Origin of the sequence: Helicobacter pylori HUP-B14 (assembly GCF_000259235.1) — a bacterium.
Taxonomy (GTDB): Bacteria; Campylobacterota; Campylobacteria; order Campylobacterales; family Helicobacteraceae; genus Helicobacter; species Helicobacter pylori_CU.
Map to the genome: position 1 here is coordinate 353,209 of NC_017733.1, position 18,343 is coordinate 371,551.

An 18,343-nucleotide genomic window follows, 5' to 3' on the forward strand; every position below is an offset into this window, starting at 1 on the left:
TTTACTAGGAGTTAGGGAAACTACAGATAATATTTGATTAATAGGTTAAAGGATTATGGTGTTTGTGTTATTGAGAAAAGTTTTTTAAAGAAAATGAATTTTAAAAATTAAAAACAATGTTTTTATTGCTAATATTCAATGAAAACAAAGCCTAAAAGTTTTGCAAAATCTCTCTGTTGCCTTTGGCGTTTCTTGGGGATAGAAAGCCTTGAGCTTCTAATTCGTCAGTAATGGTGGCGGCTTGGTTGTAGCCGATTTTTAATTGCCGTTGTAAAAAACTCGTAGAAGTGATCTTTTTTTCTAAAATCACCGCTTTAGCCCTTTCTAGAATGTCATCGCCTTGATAGTTAGGGGTGTCTAAAGGCATGCGTGATTCTTCTAGCAAGAAATCTTTGTCGTATTGTACCTCTTTTTGGGCTTTAATAAAATCCACGATTTTTTTGATTTCATCTTCAGTGGCAAAGGGGGCATGCAAGCGCACTAACCCGTTTGTTCCTGGGGGAGTAAAGAGCATATCGCCTCTTCCTAACAAGCTTTGCGCCCCATCGGTGTCTAAAATCACTTTAGAATCAATCTTAGTGCCTACCCTAAAACTCACCCTTGAAGGCAAATTGGTTTTAATCAGGCCGGTTACGACATCCACGCTCGGGCGTTGGGTCGCTACAATGAGGTGTAAGCCGCTCGCGCGCCCCATTTGAGCGATCCTAGCGATAGGAAACTCCGCTTCTTTGCCCCCTGTCATCATCAGATCCGCTAATTCATCAATCACCACAATCAAATAGGGGAACGCTTCAACACCATTGTTTTTAGCTTGTTCATTATAAGAATCAATGGTTTTAACCTTGTATTCGCTCATTAAAGAGTATCGGCGTTCCATTTCTTTAGCCACGCTTTGCAAAGCCCCGATAGCTTTTTTAGGGTCAGTGATAATGGGCGTGAGTAAATGGGGGATGTCCGCATAAATGCTAAATTCCACCATTTTGGGATCTATCATCACTAATTTGAGTTGATCGGGGGGGTTTTTATAAAGTAAGGATAAAATCATTGCATTCACGCCCACGCTCTTACCGCTTCCTGTCGTGCCAGCGATGAGCAAGTGAGGGAGCTTTTTTAAATCCGTGATGAAAGGGTTACCCACAATGTCTTTGCCTAAAGCTAGAGTTAAGGGCGAGCTGGATTTTTGAAACAATTCGCTTTCTAAAATTTCTCTTAAATAAATAATTTGGCTTTGGCTGTTAGGGATTTCAATGCCAACGACATCTTTACCCTTAATGGGGGCTTGAATGCGGATGGATTCAGCGCATAAAGTCATCGCTAAATCATCGCTCAAGCCTAAAATGCGGCTCACCTTAACGCTAGGGGCTGGGCGGAATTCAAAAGTGGTTACAATAGGGCCTGAATAAGTGCGGATAATATCGCCATCAATTTTAAAGGTGCGCAGCTTGCTCAATAGATCTTGGATTTTTTGGTCAATCTCGTTTTCGTCTAAAGAAGTGTCCTTCAAACAAACCGCATTCAATAATTGCGTGGTGGGAAGCTCATAATCTTTGGGTTTTTGCACTTCGCCATAATCCAATCCGTCTAATATTTCTTTATTTTCGCTCAATTCTTTAACCATAACGGGTTTTTTAGTGCTTGTGGGGGTTACTGGGCTAAAGTTTGGAGCGTCTTGTGTTTCTTTTTCTTCTTCTTTTAGATTTTCTTTTATCATTTCTTCTTGCGTGTTTTCTTGTGGGCTTTCTTCTTTTTTTGGGTGGTTTGGGGCTTTGTGGTTTTGTGTTTTGTTGTCATTTTCTATTATGGGTGCAGATGCGGGCATGACGGGTGCTGATATGATAGGTTTGAGTGTGGCAGGTTTGGGCGTGGCGGGCGTAAGAGTTTCTTTTGTGGGCATGGGTTCTCTTTCTTTGGTTTCTTGCTTAGGTTCTTTTAAAGGGGGGTTAGTGGGGTTAGTCAAATCATCAAATCGGTTTCTTTTAGGGTAAATGGTGTAATGGGTAGGGGGGTGAGGGGAAATTTGAACCAAGCCTTCTTGCGGCTCTAGATCGTTTAAAGTCGTGTTATAGGGGGTAGGGATCGCTAAAAACGATTCTTCGTTAGGGGTGTTGTGGTTTTCATCAATAAGGTTTTCTTTAAGGTTTTCTTTAAGGTTTTCTTTTTCTTTGTCGTTGTTGGTTTCTTTTTTTTGAAGATCTGATGGGGTGTTTTCAAAATCCTCTTTTTTCAGGCTAAAATTAGGGCTAAAGGCTTGTAAGCATTGTTTGTAAATCTCTTTTAAAAGGCTTTGCGTTTTGTTTATATAAGGATAAAAAACGCTTTTAGGGGGCAGTTTGAATAAAATCAAATAAGAAATAACTACCATAAGCGTTATCAGCGCATAAAGCCCAAAGTCCCCTATAAAAGGGCGTAAAAACAAACGCGCGCTGTTGCCGATTTCCCCTTGATTTAATAGGCTAGATTGCAAAAAGAGTAAAGATAAAATGCCTAATAGATGCCCTAAAGTTTTTTCTAAAACGATTTCTGTAAAAGGGTTTTTAGTCTTGTATAAAAGGAATAAAACCCACGCTAAATAGGGTAAATTAATGAATGAAAGATACCCAAAATATTTTTTATTGATTGCGGCAAACCACACCCCAAAACGCCCCACTAAACCGCTATTACCCAACCATGAAGATAGGGTTAAAAACGCTAATAAAACCCCTATGATTAAAGCCAAATAAAGTTTTTTAGATTTCATCGGTTGCACATGTCTTTAAAAGAGCAATATTCACAATCTTTAACTTCTAAAGTTTTTTCAAAATCAATTTCTTGCTTGAGTTTGGGGATAAGAGAAAATTCTAAATGATCCATTTTAGCCTGTAAAATAGGCTCGTCTTCTTCCACTAATTCGCCCTTTCTCAAATCATAAAAAAAGGCTTTTATAGGCTCTTTGTAACCCAGATTTTTAAGGGCAAACGCATAGATGGCCATTTGGTAATCGGTGCTGATTTGAGCGATTTCTATGGGGCTTAATCTTTTTCGTTGTTTTTCGCTCATGTTGTCTAATTTCAAATCGTTTTTGAATTTGTAATCCAATAAAATAATTTCATTGTCAGCCGTTTTGTCAATCCTGTCTATACGCCCCTTAAAAATAACGCCTTGAATGATCGTTTCAAAGCTTTTTTCAAGATCAAGGATTTTGATTTTTGCCTTAAAGCGTTCTTTTTCTTTAAGATAAAAAGCCTGGATTTTTTTGAGCGCTATAAGAGTGTCTAAACGCTCTTTAGGGGTAATGTTTTCTCTTGTTTCTAAGAGCCAAATGAGCCTCTCTTCTAACGCATAGGGGTTTTTATCTTTTTCATAAGCTTCTTTTAAAAGTTCATGGAGCAAACTGCCCACAGCGCTATTATTTTCATCTTTAGGGCTTTCTTTGAAACGCTTCATGTAGTGGTAGTAAAAACGGCGCTTGCAAGTTAAAAAAGCGTTCAATGAGCTAGCGCTAAAGCTAAAATCTTTAGGGATAGCGGCTTTGATTTCTTCTTCTTGGTAGTCTTTTAAAGGACTTGGTGCAAAAAGCGTGTAAGCGTCTTTGATAGGCTCTGTGTGTAAATCCAATTCTAAAAGCATGTTAGAGGCTTTTGAAGTTTCACTCTCTATATAAGAAAGCACCATTTCTTTAGAGTTTTTAAAGAGCTGGTAGTAATAATGTTTTTGCAAATTTTTCTTATCCAATAAAGTGGGGAGGTTGAGCGATTTCCTTAAGGCAGAGTTTAAAAACAAATCGCAATCTTTAAGGCTTGGCACGCAAGTTTCATTAAAATCCACAATAACGATTTTATCAAATTGCATGCCCCTTGTCTCTAAAGTGTCCATGACTCGTATTTTGCCCCCACTAGAATCGTCTAAGCGGAAGTTGGCTTCAAATTCTTGCAAATACAAATGCAATAAATCTTTAAGGCTGTAGTTTTTAAGCGTGTCTTTTAAAAGATGATACTGGTGCATGATTTGAGAATGCGCTTCTTTCAAGGGCGCTTTTTCTTTAGAGCTTTGTTGTTCTAAAAGCGGGAGCGTAATATTTTCTAAATCCAATAACGCAGATCCGCTTAAATTAAGATCGCTTGTTTGTAAATCTTCTAAGATTTTGACAAGCTCTGTATAATAAGGGCTGTTTTTAGTCCCTAAACCCATCGCAAAATTCAAATTGTTGTTTTGGTCTAAAAGTTTTAAAAAAGGTAAAAAATCCGCATTAGGCGTGATGATCGCCATTTTATTAGGGTCGTTATCTTTTTGCAAATATTCTTCTATGGTTTGTAAAACTAAAGCACCTTGTTTTAAATAACTGGAGTTGGCATAAAGCTTTGGTTCTATTTTTTGATCATTAAAAGTTCGAGAAAGGATCTTTTGGGTTTTAAAATCAATGGAATAATCGCAATCTGTCTCTAATTTGAGATTGAGAAATTCCAAGAATTTTTGATTGTATTTATCGCATGACAGGTGTAAAGTGATAGGCACTAACTCCGCCACTTCTAATAAGCATTGCCTTTCAAAAACGCTCATAAAGCCGTCTAAATGCCATTCAATGGAGGAAAAATGCTCAAAAAATTCTTTTAAAATCGTGGGTTTTTTTTGCATGATTTTGTCGTAAAAGCCTAATTCTTCTAGCTTTTTAATGTAGCGATCATAAATCATTTCTAAGACTTCTAAATGCTTTTCATAATCCAAGTAAATGTCTTTAAAAGAAAGTTCATTGAGTTTGATGCAAGCAGAACTTAACTCATCAAACAAATCAAACAAAAAAGAAGTGCTTTCCAAATACCCTAAAAAGCTGTTTTCAAAAAGCAAAAGCCCTTCAAGAATGGATTTTTTTTCTTTAGCGATAGCTTTAATGGTGTCTATCATTAAAATTTGGCGTGCGTTTTTAGGGATTTTCTTTTTATTAGGGATGTAAAAAGCCTGTTCAAAAAAATTCCCCATGCTCATTGCGTTAGGCAAAAACCCTTCGCCTTGCTCTAAATAGAAATGCTTTAAACGCCTAGTAGAGCTAAAAACAAACAAGGGGGATTTTTCTAAAAAAAGTTTTTCTAAGTTCATGCGTTGAGCAACCTTTTCGCTTGAGTGGTGATGTTTTCAACGCTAAAGCCAAATTTTTCAAAGAGTTTATCGCCCTTTGCTGAGCTCCCAAAAGAATCCATGCCAATGATTTTATCCGCAAAACGATACCACTCTATCGCACGGCTCGCTTCAATGACTAAGACTTTACCCTTAAAGAGTTCTTTAAGATAGCTTTCATCTTGCTCTATCAACAAATCAAAGCAAGGTGCACTCACCACTTGAGTGGGGATATTTTCTCGCTCTAAAATTTTAGCGCTCTCTAAAGCTAAAGACACTTCGCTCCCGCTCGCAACAAGCGTGATAATGGGATCTTTAGAATGGTGTTTAACATACGCCCCTTTTAAAACCTGCTCTTTAGAAACCTCATCTAGCACGGGCAAATTCTGGCGCGATAAAATAAAAGCGCTAGGAGCGTTCAAACTTAACGCTACTTGCATGCAAGCCTTATTTTCAAAGGCATCGCTAGGCCTGAAAGCATAGAAATTAGGCAAAGCGCGTAAATGGCTCAATTGTTCTATGGGTTGGTGCGTCGCCCCATCTTCGCCCACGCCAATGCTGTCATGCGTGAAGATAAAAAGGGCTTTTAATTTCATTAAAGCGCTCAAACGAATGCTGGGCATTAAATAATCGCTAAACACAAAAAAGGTCGCGCAAAAAGGCACCAACAAGCCATACGCCGCTAAAGCGTTAGTGATAGCCCCCATGGCATGCTCTCTGATCCCAAAATGCAAGTTTTGCCCTAAAGGGAAATCGCCAGAGTGTTTCAAATGCGTGTTATTGGATGGGGCTAAATCCGCACTCCCTCCCAAAAAGCCCTCGCATTCTTTAGCGATAGCGTTTAAAATCATGCCGTTACTCACTCTCGTGGCTAGAGATTCGCCTTTTTTAAAGGCGGGGTAATTAATGGCGTTAAAATCAAAATTCTTTAACGCATGGATCTTTTCTTTTGTTTTAGGGCTTAAGGATTTTTCCCATAAGGCTTCTAAACTAACGCCCCTAACTTTCACTTCTTCAAAATGCATTTTGTTTTTTGGGCTGATTATAAAGCTTTCATTAGGATTGATTTGAGCGTTTTCTTTGGATTGTTTCAACACTTCTTTATTTAAAGGCGAGCCATGCGTTTTTTCACTCCCCTCTAAGCCAATAGCCCCCTTGCCAATGATCGTATGAGCGATTAAAAGCGTGGGTTTAGGGGATTTTTTGGCTTCTTCTAAAGCGTTGTGAATCGCTTGATAGTCATGCCCATCGCATTCTAGCACTTCCCAATTTTGTGCTAAAAAACGCGTTTTAACCTGTTCGCTAAAACTAATATTAATAGCGCCTTCAATGCTTATCTGATTACTATCATAAATCACAATGAGGTTATCAAGGCGAAGGTGCCCGGCTAAAGAAGCGCTCTCATAACTAATGCCTTCTTGCAAATCCCCATCCCCACACAAGCAATAGACTTTATGAGAAATCGCTTCTTTATCTAAAAGGGTTTGAGCGTATTGACTCGCCATGCTAAAGCCCACAGCGTTAGCAAAACCTTGCCCCAAAGGGCCTGTGGTGATCTCAATGCCTTCGGTGTGGTGCAATTCGGGGTGTCCTGGGGTTTTAGAGTGTAATTGCCTGAAACGCTTTAAATCTTCTAAACTCAAATCAAAGCCCCACAAATGCAACAAACTATACGCCAACGCGCTCGCATGCCCTCCGCTAAAAACCAACCTGTCCCTATTGAGCCATTTAGGGTTGGTGGGGTTAAGGTTTAGGTGCAAGCTTAAAACCACCATCACATCGGCTAATCCCAAGCACACGCCCGGATGCCCGCTATTAGCCTTATCTATCATGTCTGCACATAAAAAACGAAGCGTGTTCGCCATGCTTTTTAATCGTTCTAAGTCAGCGTTACTCAATTGCATCAAATTTTTCCATTTTTAAGGTTTTTGAAAGCCATTTTAACACAAATTATCTCAAAATCTCTTTGGCTGATAAGATGTCTTGTTGGATCTGATTTTTAAGCTCTTTTAATGAATTAAAACGCATGTTGTCTCGTATTTTTTGAACCCAACGCAAAGCGATTTCTTTGGGCGGTTTTTCTATGATGGCATCAAGCACATGGCATTCTATGGCGAAATGTTGATCCGTGCTCAAGCGATTGCCTATAAAACTCACGCTTTTTTGATAAATTGGATCTTTTATTTTCACTAAACTCGCATACACCCCAAAACTAGGGAGGATAAAATCTTTAGTTTTGATATTTAAAGTGGGCACTAATTCTTTATGCCCTAAGCCTTGATCGCTAATGACTTTTCCGCACACTTCATAAGGCCTGCCTAAGAGCTTGTTAGCTAAAGATAAGTCGCCATGACTTAGGGCTAGTTTGATGATTTTAGAATGCACGCTAATCTCTTGGACTTTCACTTCAGGCACAATAATGGTTTTTTCAAAACGCTCTTTTAAAAATAAAGCGTCATTTTGTCTCCCATGCCCAAACCTGAAATCATAGCCCACCACCAAGCGTTCTAAGTTGGGGAATTTCTTTTTTAAAAGATCTAAAAATTCTAGGGCGTTTAATTGCGAAATTTCTTCTAAATACACAAAAAATAAAGGCATGCCCACGAGTTTAGCGCGGTATTTTAGGGGGGTTAAATAGCCCTTAGTGTAATGTTTTTTTTCTATGATTAAAAGGGCTTTGGGATCTTTTAATTCCTTAAAAAGGGCTTGATGCCCCAAATGCAAGCCATCAAATTTACCGATAGCTAGGCTTTTAATCTCAGGCTCGCTTGAAATGGATAAAAAATTCAACATTCCCGTTTTTCCCTTTCACTAAGCTTTCTTGGATCGTTAAGATTTGAAAATCCTTTGTTTTTAAATGGTTTTTAAAGTTTTCTAAAGCGTTCAAAATGGCTTCTTTATCCATCACCACCCCCTTTTTATTGCGTTTTATGGCTCTGCCCACTTCAAATTGCGGTTTGAAAAGCGCTAAAAATTCACCGCTTAAAGGCAAAATCGCTTCTAAAATACAATATAAAGAAATAAAGCTCACATCACAAAGCGCTAAATCAATTGTTTCTGGCGTTTTAAACCCTCTAATATCGCATTCTTCATAACATTCTATGCGTTTGTCTTGTTTCAAGCCCTCATCTAATTGCATTTTCCCCACATCCACGCAAAGCACCTTTTTAGCCCCTTTTAAAAGAGCCACTTGACTAAAGCCCCCCTTGCTCGCTCCCACATCTAAAACAACCTTTCCCTTAAAATCCACGAAATGGGTTTCTAAAAAAGCCCCTAATTTTTCCCCAGCCCTGCTAACGAAAAGTTTTTCAGCGATGAGCTCAATCTTATCGTCCTCTTTAACGATAAAAGAGGGTTTAGAGATCACTATTTTATTGACTAAAACCTGATTTTTTAAAACCAACGCTTTAGCTTTTTCTCTGCTATTTGCTAAATGCTGGTTGAATAAAGCGTAATCTAAGCGCATTAAAATTGAGGTAGGGGGACTTGATAAGCGAAATTAAAAACAATCTTGCCTAAACTATAGGCATCAAGCTCTAGTTTGGCTTCTTGCACCGCTAAATAATCCAATTTGTTAAAAGCGAGTAAAAAGGCTCGGCTCCACCGATTCGTGGTTTCTAAAATGCCATCAAATTCATCTTTTGTGATTTCTCGCACCCATAAAGGCTCTGAGCCTATAGGTTTTGTGCCAAAAAGTTCATAAGAAATATAGCCATCATCTATCCAATCGTTATTTTGCGTGAAAATCTCCACTAAAAAATACTCATGATCATAGTAAGTGCCGCTATCCACATCGTTTAAATGCGTAGCGATAGCCGTGATGATAGGCACATTATCTTTGGTGATTTCGCCTTTCCTGCTGGCTTGGATCTTTTTTTCTAAAACTAAGTCTAGCGTGTAGGTGTCTTCATTGAAGTTGCTCACACACCCCAAACAAAAGAATAAAAACACCAGAAGTGTTGAGAGATTTTTCAAGCCCATTCCTTGCTAAAACCCATGCCATTTTTAGCTAAAATAAAATCTGTATTATAACTAAAAGGGGGTTTTATGCCAAAAAAATGCCGACACTTGCTCCAAACCAGCGATTTAAGCCTAGATGAAATCAAGCTTTTATTAGAAAAAGCGAGCGTTTATGCGAACGATTTTAACGCCGTATCTTTAGAAACGAAAGAAAAAATGCACAATAAAATCATCGTGGCGTTGTTTTTTGAAAATTCCACCAGAACGGTGTCTAGTTTTGAAATCGCAAGCCTAAGGTTGGGGGCAAAAATAGTGAAATTAAACATGCAAACAAGCTCCACTTCAAAGGGTGAAACTCTAACAGACACTTTTAAAAATATCCATGCCATGCAGCCTGACGCTATCATCACACGGCATGCTTTTTCAAGCGCGCCTTTTAAATTAGCTGAATTTTCACAATGCCCTTTGATTAACGCAGGAAGCGGCACAAGCGCTCATCCTACCCAAGCGTTATTAGATTTGCTCACCCTTTATCAGCATTTTGGCAGTTTGGAAAATTTAAAAGGGAAGAAAATCGCTTTTATAGGCGATGTGAAAAATTCCAGAGTAGCTAATAGCAACATTAAATTGCTCCAAAGACTAGGGCTTGAGATCATGCTGTGTGCCCCAAGCTCCATGCTCCCTAGCACTCCTTTAAGAACGACACACAACATTGAAGAAGCGATAGGATTTGCAGACATCTTAATGAGTTTGAGGACCCAAACCGAACGGCACAACGCGCCCATTTTTGCGAGCTTGAAAGATTACGGCAACGCTTATTGCATCACCCAACAACGCCTAAAGGCTCATGCTAAAAATAAAGAGGTCATTATTTTACACCCAGGCCCGGTGCATAGGGATATTGATATAGAAAGCGCGGTGTTAGAAGACAAGCGATCCAAAGTTTTAGAGCAAGTTAAAAATGGCGTGGCAATGCGCATGGCGGTGTTGGAGTTTTTGCTAATAAATTAAGTTTTAAAAACTTAAAAAAGGCTTTTAGCATTGTTTAAAATCAATATAAGAACTTTCATATTAAAAAAGTGGGTTTGGTTGTAAAACAGTGCAAAAACCCCACTTTGATTAAATTTTGATTTACTCTATCTCATTTTATGATGAAACTAAAAAAATTTCGTTATAATCTAAAATAGTTGAGTTAATTAAAAGTAAATAAATAGCTTGATTATGCTTCTTTGTTTTTAGATCAGTTAAGAATTGTAGTCTTTAAGATGTATTGGCTATTAAAAGGAAAAAAATGAAAAATAGCGCGCCTTTAAAGAATCAAGTTTTTTGTGGGTTATATGTTTTAAGTTTGAGCGCTTCTTTGCAAGCGTTTGATTATAAAATTGAAGTTTCAGCGGAGTCCTTTTCTAAAGTTGGCTTTAATAAAAAAAAGATTGACATAGCTAGGGGGATTTATCCTACAGAGACTTTTGTAACCGCTGTAGGTCAGGGCAATATCTATGCGGATTTTTTATCCAAAGGCCTTAAAGATCAAGGGCATGTTTTAGAAGGAAAAGTCGGCGGAACAATCGGTGGGGTCGCTTATGATAGCACGAAATTCAATCAAGGCGGATCGGTTATTTATAACTACATCGGTTATTGGGATGGCTATTTAGGGGGTAAAAGAGCCTTGCTTGATGGCACGAGTATCCATGAGTGTGCGCTTGGTTCTGATGGCAAGGTGATTGATTCTATAGCATGCGGGAACGCTAGGGCCAATAAAATCCGCCGTAATTACTTGATGAATAACGCTTTTTTAGAATACCGATATAAGGATATATTTGCGGCTAAAGGGGGGCGTTATCAATCCAACGCTCCTTATATGAGCGGCTATACGCAAGGCTTTGAAATCAGCGCTAAAGTCAAGGATAAAAATGAAGGAATCCACAAATTATGGTGGTTTAGCTCATGGGGTAGGGCGTTCGCTTATGGGGAGTGGATTTATGATTTTTACTCTCCAAGAACCGTGATTAAAAACGGGCGCACTCTAAATTATGGTATCCATTTAGTGAATTACACTTATGAAAGAAAAGGGGTTAGCGTCAGCCCTTTTTTCCAATTTTCGCCCGGGACTTATTACAGCCCTGGGGTGGTTGTAGGCTATGATAGTAACCCTAATTTTGATGGCGTGGGCTTTAGATCCGAAACAAAAGCTTATATTTTGCTCCCTGTCCATGCCCCCTTAAGAAGAGATACTTATCGTTACGCTATAAAGGCCGGCACTGCCGGGCAAAGCTTGCTCATTAGGCAACGATTTGATTACAATGAATTTAATTTTGGGGGAGCGTTTTATAAAGTGTGGAAAAACGCAAACGCTTACATCGGCACGACAGGAAACCCTTTAGGCATTGATTTTTGGACCAATAGCGTTTATGATATAGGGCAAGCCTTAAGCCATGTGGTAACCGCTAATGCTGTCTCTGGTTGGGTTTTTGGTGGGGGCGTGCATAAAAAATGGCTGTGGGGGACTTTATGGCGTTGGACTAGCGGCACTTTAGCCAATGAAGCGAGCGCGGCTGTTAATGTGGGCTATAAGATCAGTAAGAGTTTGACAGCGAGCGTGAAATTAGAATATTTGGGCGTGATGACGCATTCAGGCTTTACGGTAGGGAGTTACAGACCCACGCCCGGCTCTAAAGCGCTTTATTCAGACAGGAGCCATTTGATGACAACCCTTAGTGCTAAATTCTAATAGATAGCTTTAAGCTGTTTATTAAAGCGTTAAAAATCCCTTAATAAAAACACTATAATAAGAGTTTAATCAAATCCAAAGGTTAAACATTTGAAACTCTTTTTTAGGCGTTATTCTAAATATCTTAAAGAGCATTATAAAAGTTTTATAGTGGTTTTATTTTCTTCTTTAGTGGTGGCTTTAAGCACGGCTTGGGGGACTTATTTAGTCAAGCCCACTTTAGATGAAATTTTTATCAATAAAGACACTCACATGCTCAAAATCCTGCCTTTTTTAGTGATTTTGGCGTATTTGGGTAAGAGTGGGGGCATGTATTTAGGCACTTATTTCACTAACTTTATTGGGCTTGATATTGTCAAAAAAATACGCAATATTATGTTAGAAAGCCTTCTCAAAATGGAAATGGATTTTTTTAACAGGACTAAAAAGGGCGAATTGATCGCAAGGATCACCAATGATATAGGTTTGATTAGAGCGAGTTTGTCCAATTACCTTTCAGAGAGTATAAGAGAGGGGCTAACGATTGTCGGGTTAGTGGGGGTGGTGATCTATCAAAGCCCTAAATTAGCGTTAGTGGGGCTAGTCATCATGCCGCTAGCCGCCATTCCTATCAGTAAAATCATTCGTAAGGTTAAAAAACTCGCTAAATCCCATCAAGAGAGTAACGCCAAAATCACCGCTCGTTTGAGTGAAGTTTTTAACAATGTGGAAGCGATTAAAATCTCTAATGGCGAAAAATTAGAGCATAAGGCTTTTGTGAAAGAAAATGAAGCGTTTTTTAAAATCGGTATCAAAAACATCGCCGTGGCTGAAATTTCTTCGCCTTTAATGGAGTTTTTAGGCTCAATCGCCATAGCGTTAGTGATTTATTTAGGGGGGAATGAAGTGATTAGGGGCCATATTAGCGTGGGGGCGTTTTTTTCTTTCATCACGGCCCTTTTTATGCTCTATACGCCGATCAAACGCCTAACTAGGATCGCTTCTAATTTTCAAGAAGCCTTAGTCGCTAGCGACAGGATCCATGAGATTTTAGAAAGAGAGCCGGCTATTGTTGATGGGGAATTGACGCTAGATAACGCTATACACACCATAGAATTTAAAAAAGTATGGCTCGCTTATGCGCTAGACAATCAAGAGCGTTATGTTTTAAGCGATATTAGTTTGAAATTCCAACAAAATGAAATCATCGCTTTAAAGGGCGAAAGCGGGAGCGGTAAAAGCTCATTAGTGAATCTGATCTTACGCCTTTATGAGCCAAGCCAGGGCGAAATTTTCATCAATAATCAAAAAATAGAGAGCATCACTCAAAAATCCTTGAGGGAAAAGATTAGCGTTGTCACTCAAAGGGTGTTTATTTTTAACGGGAGCGTGGCTGAAAATGTGGCGTATGGTTTAGAAATTGATGAGGTAAAAATCAAAGAATGCCTAAAAAAAGCCCAAGCCTTAGATTTTGTGGAAAAAATGCCTCATGGGATAGGGAGCGTTTTAGATGAATTTGGCGCTAATCTTAGCGGCGGCCAACGCCAAAGAATCGCCATTGCAAGAGCTTTGTATAAAGACGCTCAAGTTTTAATCTTTGATGAAGCCACTTCCGCTTTAGACAATCACACAGAAGAGAGCGTTAAGCAAAGCATTTTAGAATTGAAACAAAACCGCTTGATCATTCTCATCTCGCACAACCCAAGCACGCTTAAATTAGCCACTAAGCATGTGAAATTAGAGCATGGGCGTTTGATAGAATGCTAAGGGTTTTAAGCGTTGGTATTGCTTTTATTTTACTAGGGTGTCAGTTTTTCAACAAAACGACTCTCCATTTAAAATATAAAGATTACCCCAAAAACAGCCCTTTAAAAACCGCTTCCACTTTAAACCCCCCTAAAATCTTTTTTAACGCTCATTTTGTGCCACCCTTTTACCAAAAAGAATTTAAAAAAGCACTCACCCAACAAATCGCTTATTTTTTAAAAGATAAAAGCGCTCTCACTTTCAATGTTTCAGGCAATGTTTTTTTTTCTTTTGAAGAGAGTCCTAAGGATTTAAAAGCCATTAAAGAAAGGCTTAAAAAGACGATTGAGCCTAACGCTGACCCAAAAGCCGTCATGCGGTTTTTAAACCTTCAAGCGAGCTTGATTTTAGAATGCGTCCCGCAAACCGCTTGCCCGTTTGACACCCTTTTGATTCCCACTGCTTTCAGCGTGCCTGTTTATTACGCTAATCGTTTGGGCGATAATCCCTCTCTTTTTTCCCAAGAAGACAAATCCTATCATAACGCTTTAATCAAGGCCCTTAATAAGGCTTACTATTCTCTTATGGAGGGTTTAGAAAAGCGTTTGAACGCTATAGAAAATGCAGAGTGGCTTTAAGGCATGAAAAAGATTTTATTCTTTATTTTTGTCATTTTGTTTTCGGTAGGGATTTATTTAGCATGGAATGTTTTATTGGAAAAAGCCTTAGAATTGAAATTAGCTGCATCGGCTAATGATTTGCTTTTAAAATTGTTCGCGCTTCTTGGCGTTTTTTCCATGTTAGTGCTTTTTCAGGGCATTATTTCTTCGTATAAGAAGCACCAACTCAAACGCATTTTGCAAAAAATAGATGCCATGAACGGCTTTGAATTTGAAGAATATTCTAAAATCTTTTTCACTTCAAAGGGTTTTGAAGTTACAATCACTCAAAAAAGCGGCGATTATGGAGCGGATTTGATTGTAGAAAAAGATGGCGTCAAATGGGCGGTTCAAGCCAAACGCTACTCGCATAAAGTTTCGCCCAAAGCTATTCAGGAGGTGGTCTCTTCTAAAGCTTACTACGCTTGCGAAAAAGCTTGCGTGATCACCAATAGCTATTTCACGCACGCCGCTCAAAAACTGGCTCAAGCTAACGGAGTGCTTTTGATTGATAGAGACGAATGGGTCAAATTTTTGGGTGGGAAAAACTAATCCAAATAGGATAATTTATATAATGCTTTTATTTTTATGATTTCTTATTTATTTCTTATTAAATTTTTTCGTAATCGCATGCGTTATAATATGAAAATTTAGCATCAATTTTTGTTTGGATAAAGGGGTTCAATGATTCAGTCTGTTCGCATTAAAAACTTTAAGAATTTTAAGGACACTCAAATTGATGGTTTTACCAAACTCAACATTATTACTGGTGGGAACAATGTGGGTAAATCCAATTTGTTAGAAGCGTTGTATTGTTTAGTGGGAAAATCCATGCACCCATGCGCTAATCTAACAGAAATTTATGACAATATACGCAAAGAGCCTTTAAAAACAGAATCAAAGAACTTGATGTTTTATGGTTTGGACACTAAGGAAGAAATACAAATTGTTATAACTTTAGACAACAATCAGACCTTGGATTTGCAAATAAAATTCATAGCCAGTGAAGACCAAAAGGTAATAGAGTCGCAAATAATACCCACAGCAGAACAAACTCAAATGCCCTCTCAGCTCAATTTCACTCTTAAAAAAAATAATGAAGAAATCTATAACGATCACTTAAATATTGCTGAAATTCCTAATCAGTTAGGCTACAAGAGGCAATTTAAGAATTTTGATCCTAATCAATTGCAAAAACTTTTACCCTTTGAAAGCGCTGTCATAATACCTAGCGATGCTGCTTACAGGCAAGCTCATATGATTCAAGCGGTGAGTAAAATTTGCAGTGACAACCAATTAGAAGAAGAATTAAATAAACATCTTAATCAATTTGATAACAATATCCAATCTATTAGCTTTAACATCAACAACCAACTCAAATTAAAAGTGAAAAATATCAAAGAAAAAGTCCCACTATCTGTATTTGGCGATGGTTTGATTAAATATTTGTATATTGTAAGCACTTTTATTGCCAATAACGCAAAAACGATTTATATTGATGAAGTGGAGAATGGCTTACACTTTTCTCGCATGAGATTATTATTAAGGTGTGTTATTGATTTTATCAACGACAACAAAGATGGTAATTTGCAAGTGTTTATGACTACCCACAGCCAAGAATTTATAGAAATCTTAGATCAAGTTATCAGAGAAAAGGATTTTGCGCATCAAACTAAGTTGTTTTGTCTTAAGCAAGACGATCAATATGTTATTCCAAGAACTTATTATGGAGAAAATTTAGAATATTATTTTGAAAATGAAGAGAATCTTTTTGGCTAAAGCATCATACTAAGATTAGGATCATTCAATGGCAGATAAAGAAATACTGATTTTTGTAGAAGGTCCAAGCGATAAGGTGTTTTTAGAAGTTTATCTGTATTTTCTAGAAGATCTTCCAATCAAAAATTTTAAGGTGCAAAATATAAAAGGAAAAGATAACCTATCTAAACGATTGCTTGAAATTGAAAAATACGATAAAACACTTATTATTTTTGATGCGGATAAAGACTATGAGAGTAATAAAAAAGAGATTTTAAAAGTCGTATCAAAAACGAAACAAACTATTTCAGAAGAACAAATCTTTTTATTCCCTAACAATCAAGATGATGGTGATTTAGAAACCCTATTATTAGAAATTGCTAAACACGATGAATTTCTTAAATGTTTTGAAGGATACTTAGAATGCATTAAAAGTAAAGAACATTATAAACCGATTAGAAACATAAGAAAAAATATGCTATATGCCTATTTAGAAGTGTTTGAACTACAGAAATTTTTCCAATACAAGTGGGATACAAATAACAAGAAGAATGAAGAAAACATTATTATTGATGATAAAGGTAAAATAAAGGAAGAACACCAAGAAGAATATGAAAAACTAAAAGAAGTGATTGATTTTAAATCAAAATCTCTCATTCCCCTTAAAAATTTTTTAGAAAAATCTACAGAAAATAAACAAAAAACAAAACTTAAGATTTTCTAATTTAACAAAATATATTACAATCACTCAAAAAATATTATTTTTACAAAAGGTGTGCTGTGAAATTGTGGTTTCCTTATTTTTTAGCGATTGTGTTCTTGCATGCGTTAGGTTTGGCGTTGCTCTTTATGGCTAATAACGCTTCGTTTTATGCAGCGGCGTCTATGGCTTACATGCTAGGGGCAAAGCATGCGTTTGATGCGGATCACATCGCTTGCATAGACAACACCATTAGAAAGCTCACCCAACAAGGCAAAAACGCCTATGGCGTGGGGTTTTACTTTTCTATGGGGCATTCAAGCGTGGTGATTTTAATGACCATCATCAGCGCGTTTGCGATCGCTTGGGCTAAAGAGCACACGCCGATGCTAGAAGAAATAGGGGGGGTAGTGGGGACTTTAGTTTCTGGGCTTTTCTTGCTCATTATAGGGCTATTGAATGCGATTATTTTAATAGATTTATTAAAAATATTCAAAAAATCGCATTCTAACGAAAGCTTGAGCCAGCAACAAAATGAAGAGATTGAACGGCTTTTAACGAGTAGGGGCTTACTTAATCGCTTTTTTAAGCCTTTGTTTAATTTCATCTCCAAGTCGTGGCACATTTATCCTGTGGGTTTTCTTTTTGGGCTAGGCTTTGATACCGCTAGTGAAATCGCGCTTTTAGCCCTTTCTAGCAGTGCGATTAAAGTGAGTGTGGTGGGCATGCTCTCTTTACCCATTCTTTTTGCCGCTGGCATGAGTTTGTTTGACACATTAGATGGGGCGTTCATGCTCAAGGCGTATGATTGGGCGTTCAAAACCCCTTTAAGGAAAATCTACTACAACATCTCCATCACCGCTTTAAGCGTGTTTATCGCGCTTTTTATCGGGTTGATTGAGCTTTTTCAAGTCGTTAGCGAGAAACTCCATTTAAAATTTGAAAACCGTCTTTTAAGCACCCTACAAAGCCTGGAATTTACAGACTTGGGCTATTACTTGGTGGGCTTATTCGTGATAGCGTTTTTAGGCTCATTCTTTTTATGGAAAATCAAATTTTCTAAATTAGAGGGCTAGATTTTAAGCCCTCAAGTTATCGCTCAACAAATCTTTAAGGCTTTGATTTGAAAAACTTGACATAAAAGCTTTAGAGTTTGAAAGGCTTTCGCTCAAATAGCCTAATAACTCCTTAATTTCATTTAATTTTTCTTCCAAATAAGCTTGAAACCCGCCAATATTTTCCAATAAATTCAAAGGATTATCCACAATCATGGAAAAAATTTCATCATTAATGGCAATGTTGAGCTGGGTGTCAAACAAAGGGGAGGCTAAAAACTGGCAATTTTCTACAATTTCTCGCAATTCTTGTTTGATGATAGAAGCTTGCAAAGCGTCTTTATCTTCTAAACCCATGCTCTTATTGAAAAGCTTTTTGCAAGCGATTTGCAAGACTTGTAATGCTCCAACGCTCTCGTTTATATTTTTCATGTCCCTACTGAATTTAGCGATTTGTTGGGATTTTTCTATCGCATTGGTTTTAAAATCGCTTGTTTCAACATCGCCCAAATGCTTTTGAAGAGTTTTTAAAATATCCATAAAAAACCTTTTAAATAGAATTAAACGATCACAAGCATTTTTCGTTCCTTTTTTATGGAAATTTTAAAAAACACCCTTAAAAAGGTTTTTAGGTATAATTAGCGATCTTTTAGTTTTAAATAGTAGA

General features: G+C 37.6%; 15 protein-coding genes. 8 read left to right on the top strand and 7 right to left on the bottom strand.

Annotated features, from left to right (window positions below; genetic code table 11):
• Positions 1 to 151 precede the first annotated feature (151 nt).
• Genes HPB14_RS01735 through HPB14_RS01760 form a run of 6 tightly spaced genes read right to left on the bottom strand, consistent with a single transcriptional unit; the run spans position 152 to position 9,069 of the window.
• Positions 152 to 2,737 carry a DNA translocase FtsK gene (locus tag HPB14_RS01735; protein ID WP_000837213.1) on the bottom strand — a complete coding sequence of 862 codons (2,586 nt, stop codon included), beginning with the start codon at positions 2,735 to 2,737 and terminating at the stop codon, positions 152 to 154.
• On the bottom strand, positions 2,734 to 5,070 hold the full coding sequence (addB, locus tag HPB14_RS01740; protein WP_001047410.1) for an ATP-dependent deoxyribonuclease AddB: 2,337 nt from the start codon (positions 5,068 to 5,070) through the stop codon (positions 2,734 to 2,736). Before addB ends, HPB14_RS01735 begins: the two co-directional genes overlap by 4 nt.
• Positions 5,067 to 6,992, bottom strand: coding sequence for a transketolase (gene tkt / locus HPB14_RS01745; protein WP_001177259.1), 1,926 nt, complete (start codon positions 6,990 to 6,992; stop codon positions 5,067 to 5,069). The genes addB and tkt overlap by 4 nt, the downstream gene beginning before the upstream one ends.
• A gap of 46 nt (positions 6,993 to 7,038) precedes the next feature.
• Positions 7,039 to 7,881: a bifunctional riboflavin kinase/FAD synthetase gene (locus HPB14_RS01750; protein ID WP_000931566.1), complete on the bottom strand. Its 843-nt coding sequence runs from the start codon at positions 7,879 to 7,881 to the stop codon at positions 7,039 to 7,041.
• Positions 7,847 to 8,554, bottom strand: coding sequence for a 23S rRNA (cytidine-2'-O)-methyltransferase TlyA (gene tlyA, locus HPB14_RS01755; RefSeq protein WP_001235135.1), 708 nt, complete (start codon positions 8,552 to 8,554; stop codon positions 7,847 to 7,849). The genes HPB14_RS01750 and tlyA overlap by 35 nt, the downstream gene beginning before the upstream one ends.
• The gene (locus HPB14_RS01760) at positions 8,554 to 9,069 is read right to left on the bottom strand and encodes a hypothetical protein (protein ID WP_000523523.1); all 516 of its coding nucleotides are present in this window, start codon (positions 9,067 to 9,069) and stop codon (positions 8,554 to 8,556) included. Before HPB14_RS01760 ends, tlyA begins: the two co-directional genes overlap by 1 nt.
• A 66-nt stretch (positions 9,070 to 9,135) precedes the next feature.
• On the opposite strand from HPB14_RS01760, the gene pyrB reads away from it, so the two are divergent.
• The 8 genes from pyrB (at position 9,136) to HPB14_RS01800 (ending at position 17,697) form a co-directional block, all read left to right on the top strand.
• The gene (gene pyrB, locus HPB14_RS01765; protein ID WP_001124562.1) at positions 9,136 to 10,059 is read left to right on the top strand and encodes an aspartate carbamoyltransferase; all 924 of its coding nucleotides are present in this window, start codon (positions 9,136 to 9,138) and stop codon (positions 10,057 to 10,059) included.
• A 280-nt stretch (positions 10,060 to 10,339) separates the two neighbouring features.
• Positions 10,340 to 11,779 (top strand): outer membrane beta-barrel protein HofB, encoded by a 1,440-nt coding sequence (gene hofB, locus HPB14_RS01770; RefSeq protein ID WP_000797806.1) that lies wholly within the window; start codon positions 10,340 to 10,342, stop codon positions 11,777 to 11,779.
• Positions 11,780 to 11,869: 90 nt separating this feature from the next.
• Entirely contained in the window at positions 11,870 to 13,525 is a 1,656-nt protein-coding gene (locus tag HPB14_RS01775; RefSeq protein ID WP_000765007.1) for an ABC transporter ATP-binding protein, read from the top strand.
• Entirely contained in the window at positions 13,519 to 14,142 is a 624-nt protein-coding gene (locus tag HPB14_RS01780; protein WP_000946676.1) for a hypothetical protein, read from the top strand. Before HPB14_RS01775 ends, HPB14_RS01780 begins: the two co-directional genes overlap by 7 nt.
• A 3-nt stretch (positions 14,143 to 14,145) precedes the next feature.
• Positions 14,146 to 14,715 (top strand): restriction endonuclease, encoded by a 570-nt coding sequence (locus tag HPB14_RS01785; protein WP_000721739.1) that lies wholly within the window; start codon positions 14,146 to 14,148, stop codon positions 14,713 to 14,715.
• 132 nt (positions 14,716 to 14,847) lie between these two features.
• Complete coding sequence (locus HPB14_RS01790) at positions 14,848 to 15,942, top strand: AAA family ATPase (RefSeq protein ID WP_000616466.1); 1,095 nt, start codon at positions 14,848 to 14,850, stop codon at positions 15,940 to 15,942.
• A 28-nt stretch (positions 15,943 to 15,970) separates the two neighbouring features.
• Positions 15,971 to 16,645, top strand: a complete 675-nt coding sequence (locus HPB14_RS01795) for a DUF3226 domain-containing protein (RefSeq protein WP_000763830.1) — start codon at positions 15,971 to 15,973, stop codon at positions 16,643 to 16,645.
• Between the two features lie 56 nt (positions 16,646 to 16,701).
• Positions 16,702 to 17,697: a HoxN/HupN/NixA family nickel/cobalt transporter gene (locus HPB14_RS01800; protein ID WP_000780396.1), complete on the top strand. Its 996-nt coding sequence runs from the start codon at positions 16,702 to 16,704 to the stop codon at positions 17,695 to 17,697.
• A gap of 3 nt (positions 17,698 to 17,700) precedes the next feature.
• Here HPB14_RS01800 and HPB14_RS01805 read toward each other — a convergent pair whose 3' ends face one another.
• Positions 17,701 to 18,216, bottom strand: coding sequence for a flagellar FLiS export co-chaperone (locus tag HPB14_RS01805; protein ID WP_000353404.1), 516 nt, complete (start codon positions 18,214 to 18,216; stop codon positions 17,701 to 17,703).
• Between the last annotated feature and the right edge of the window lie 127 nt (positions 18,217 to 18,343).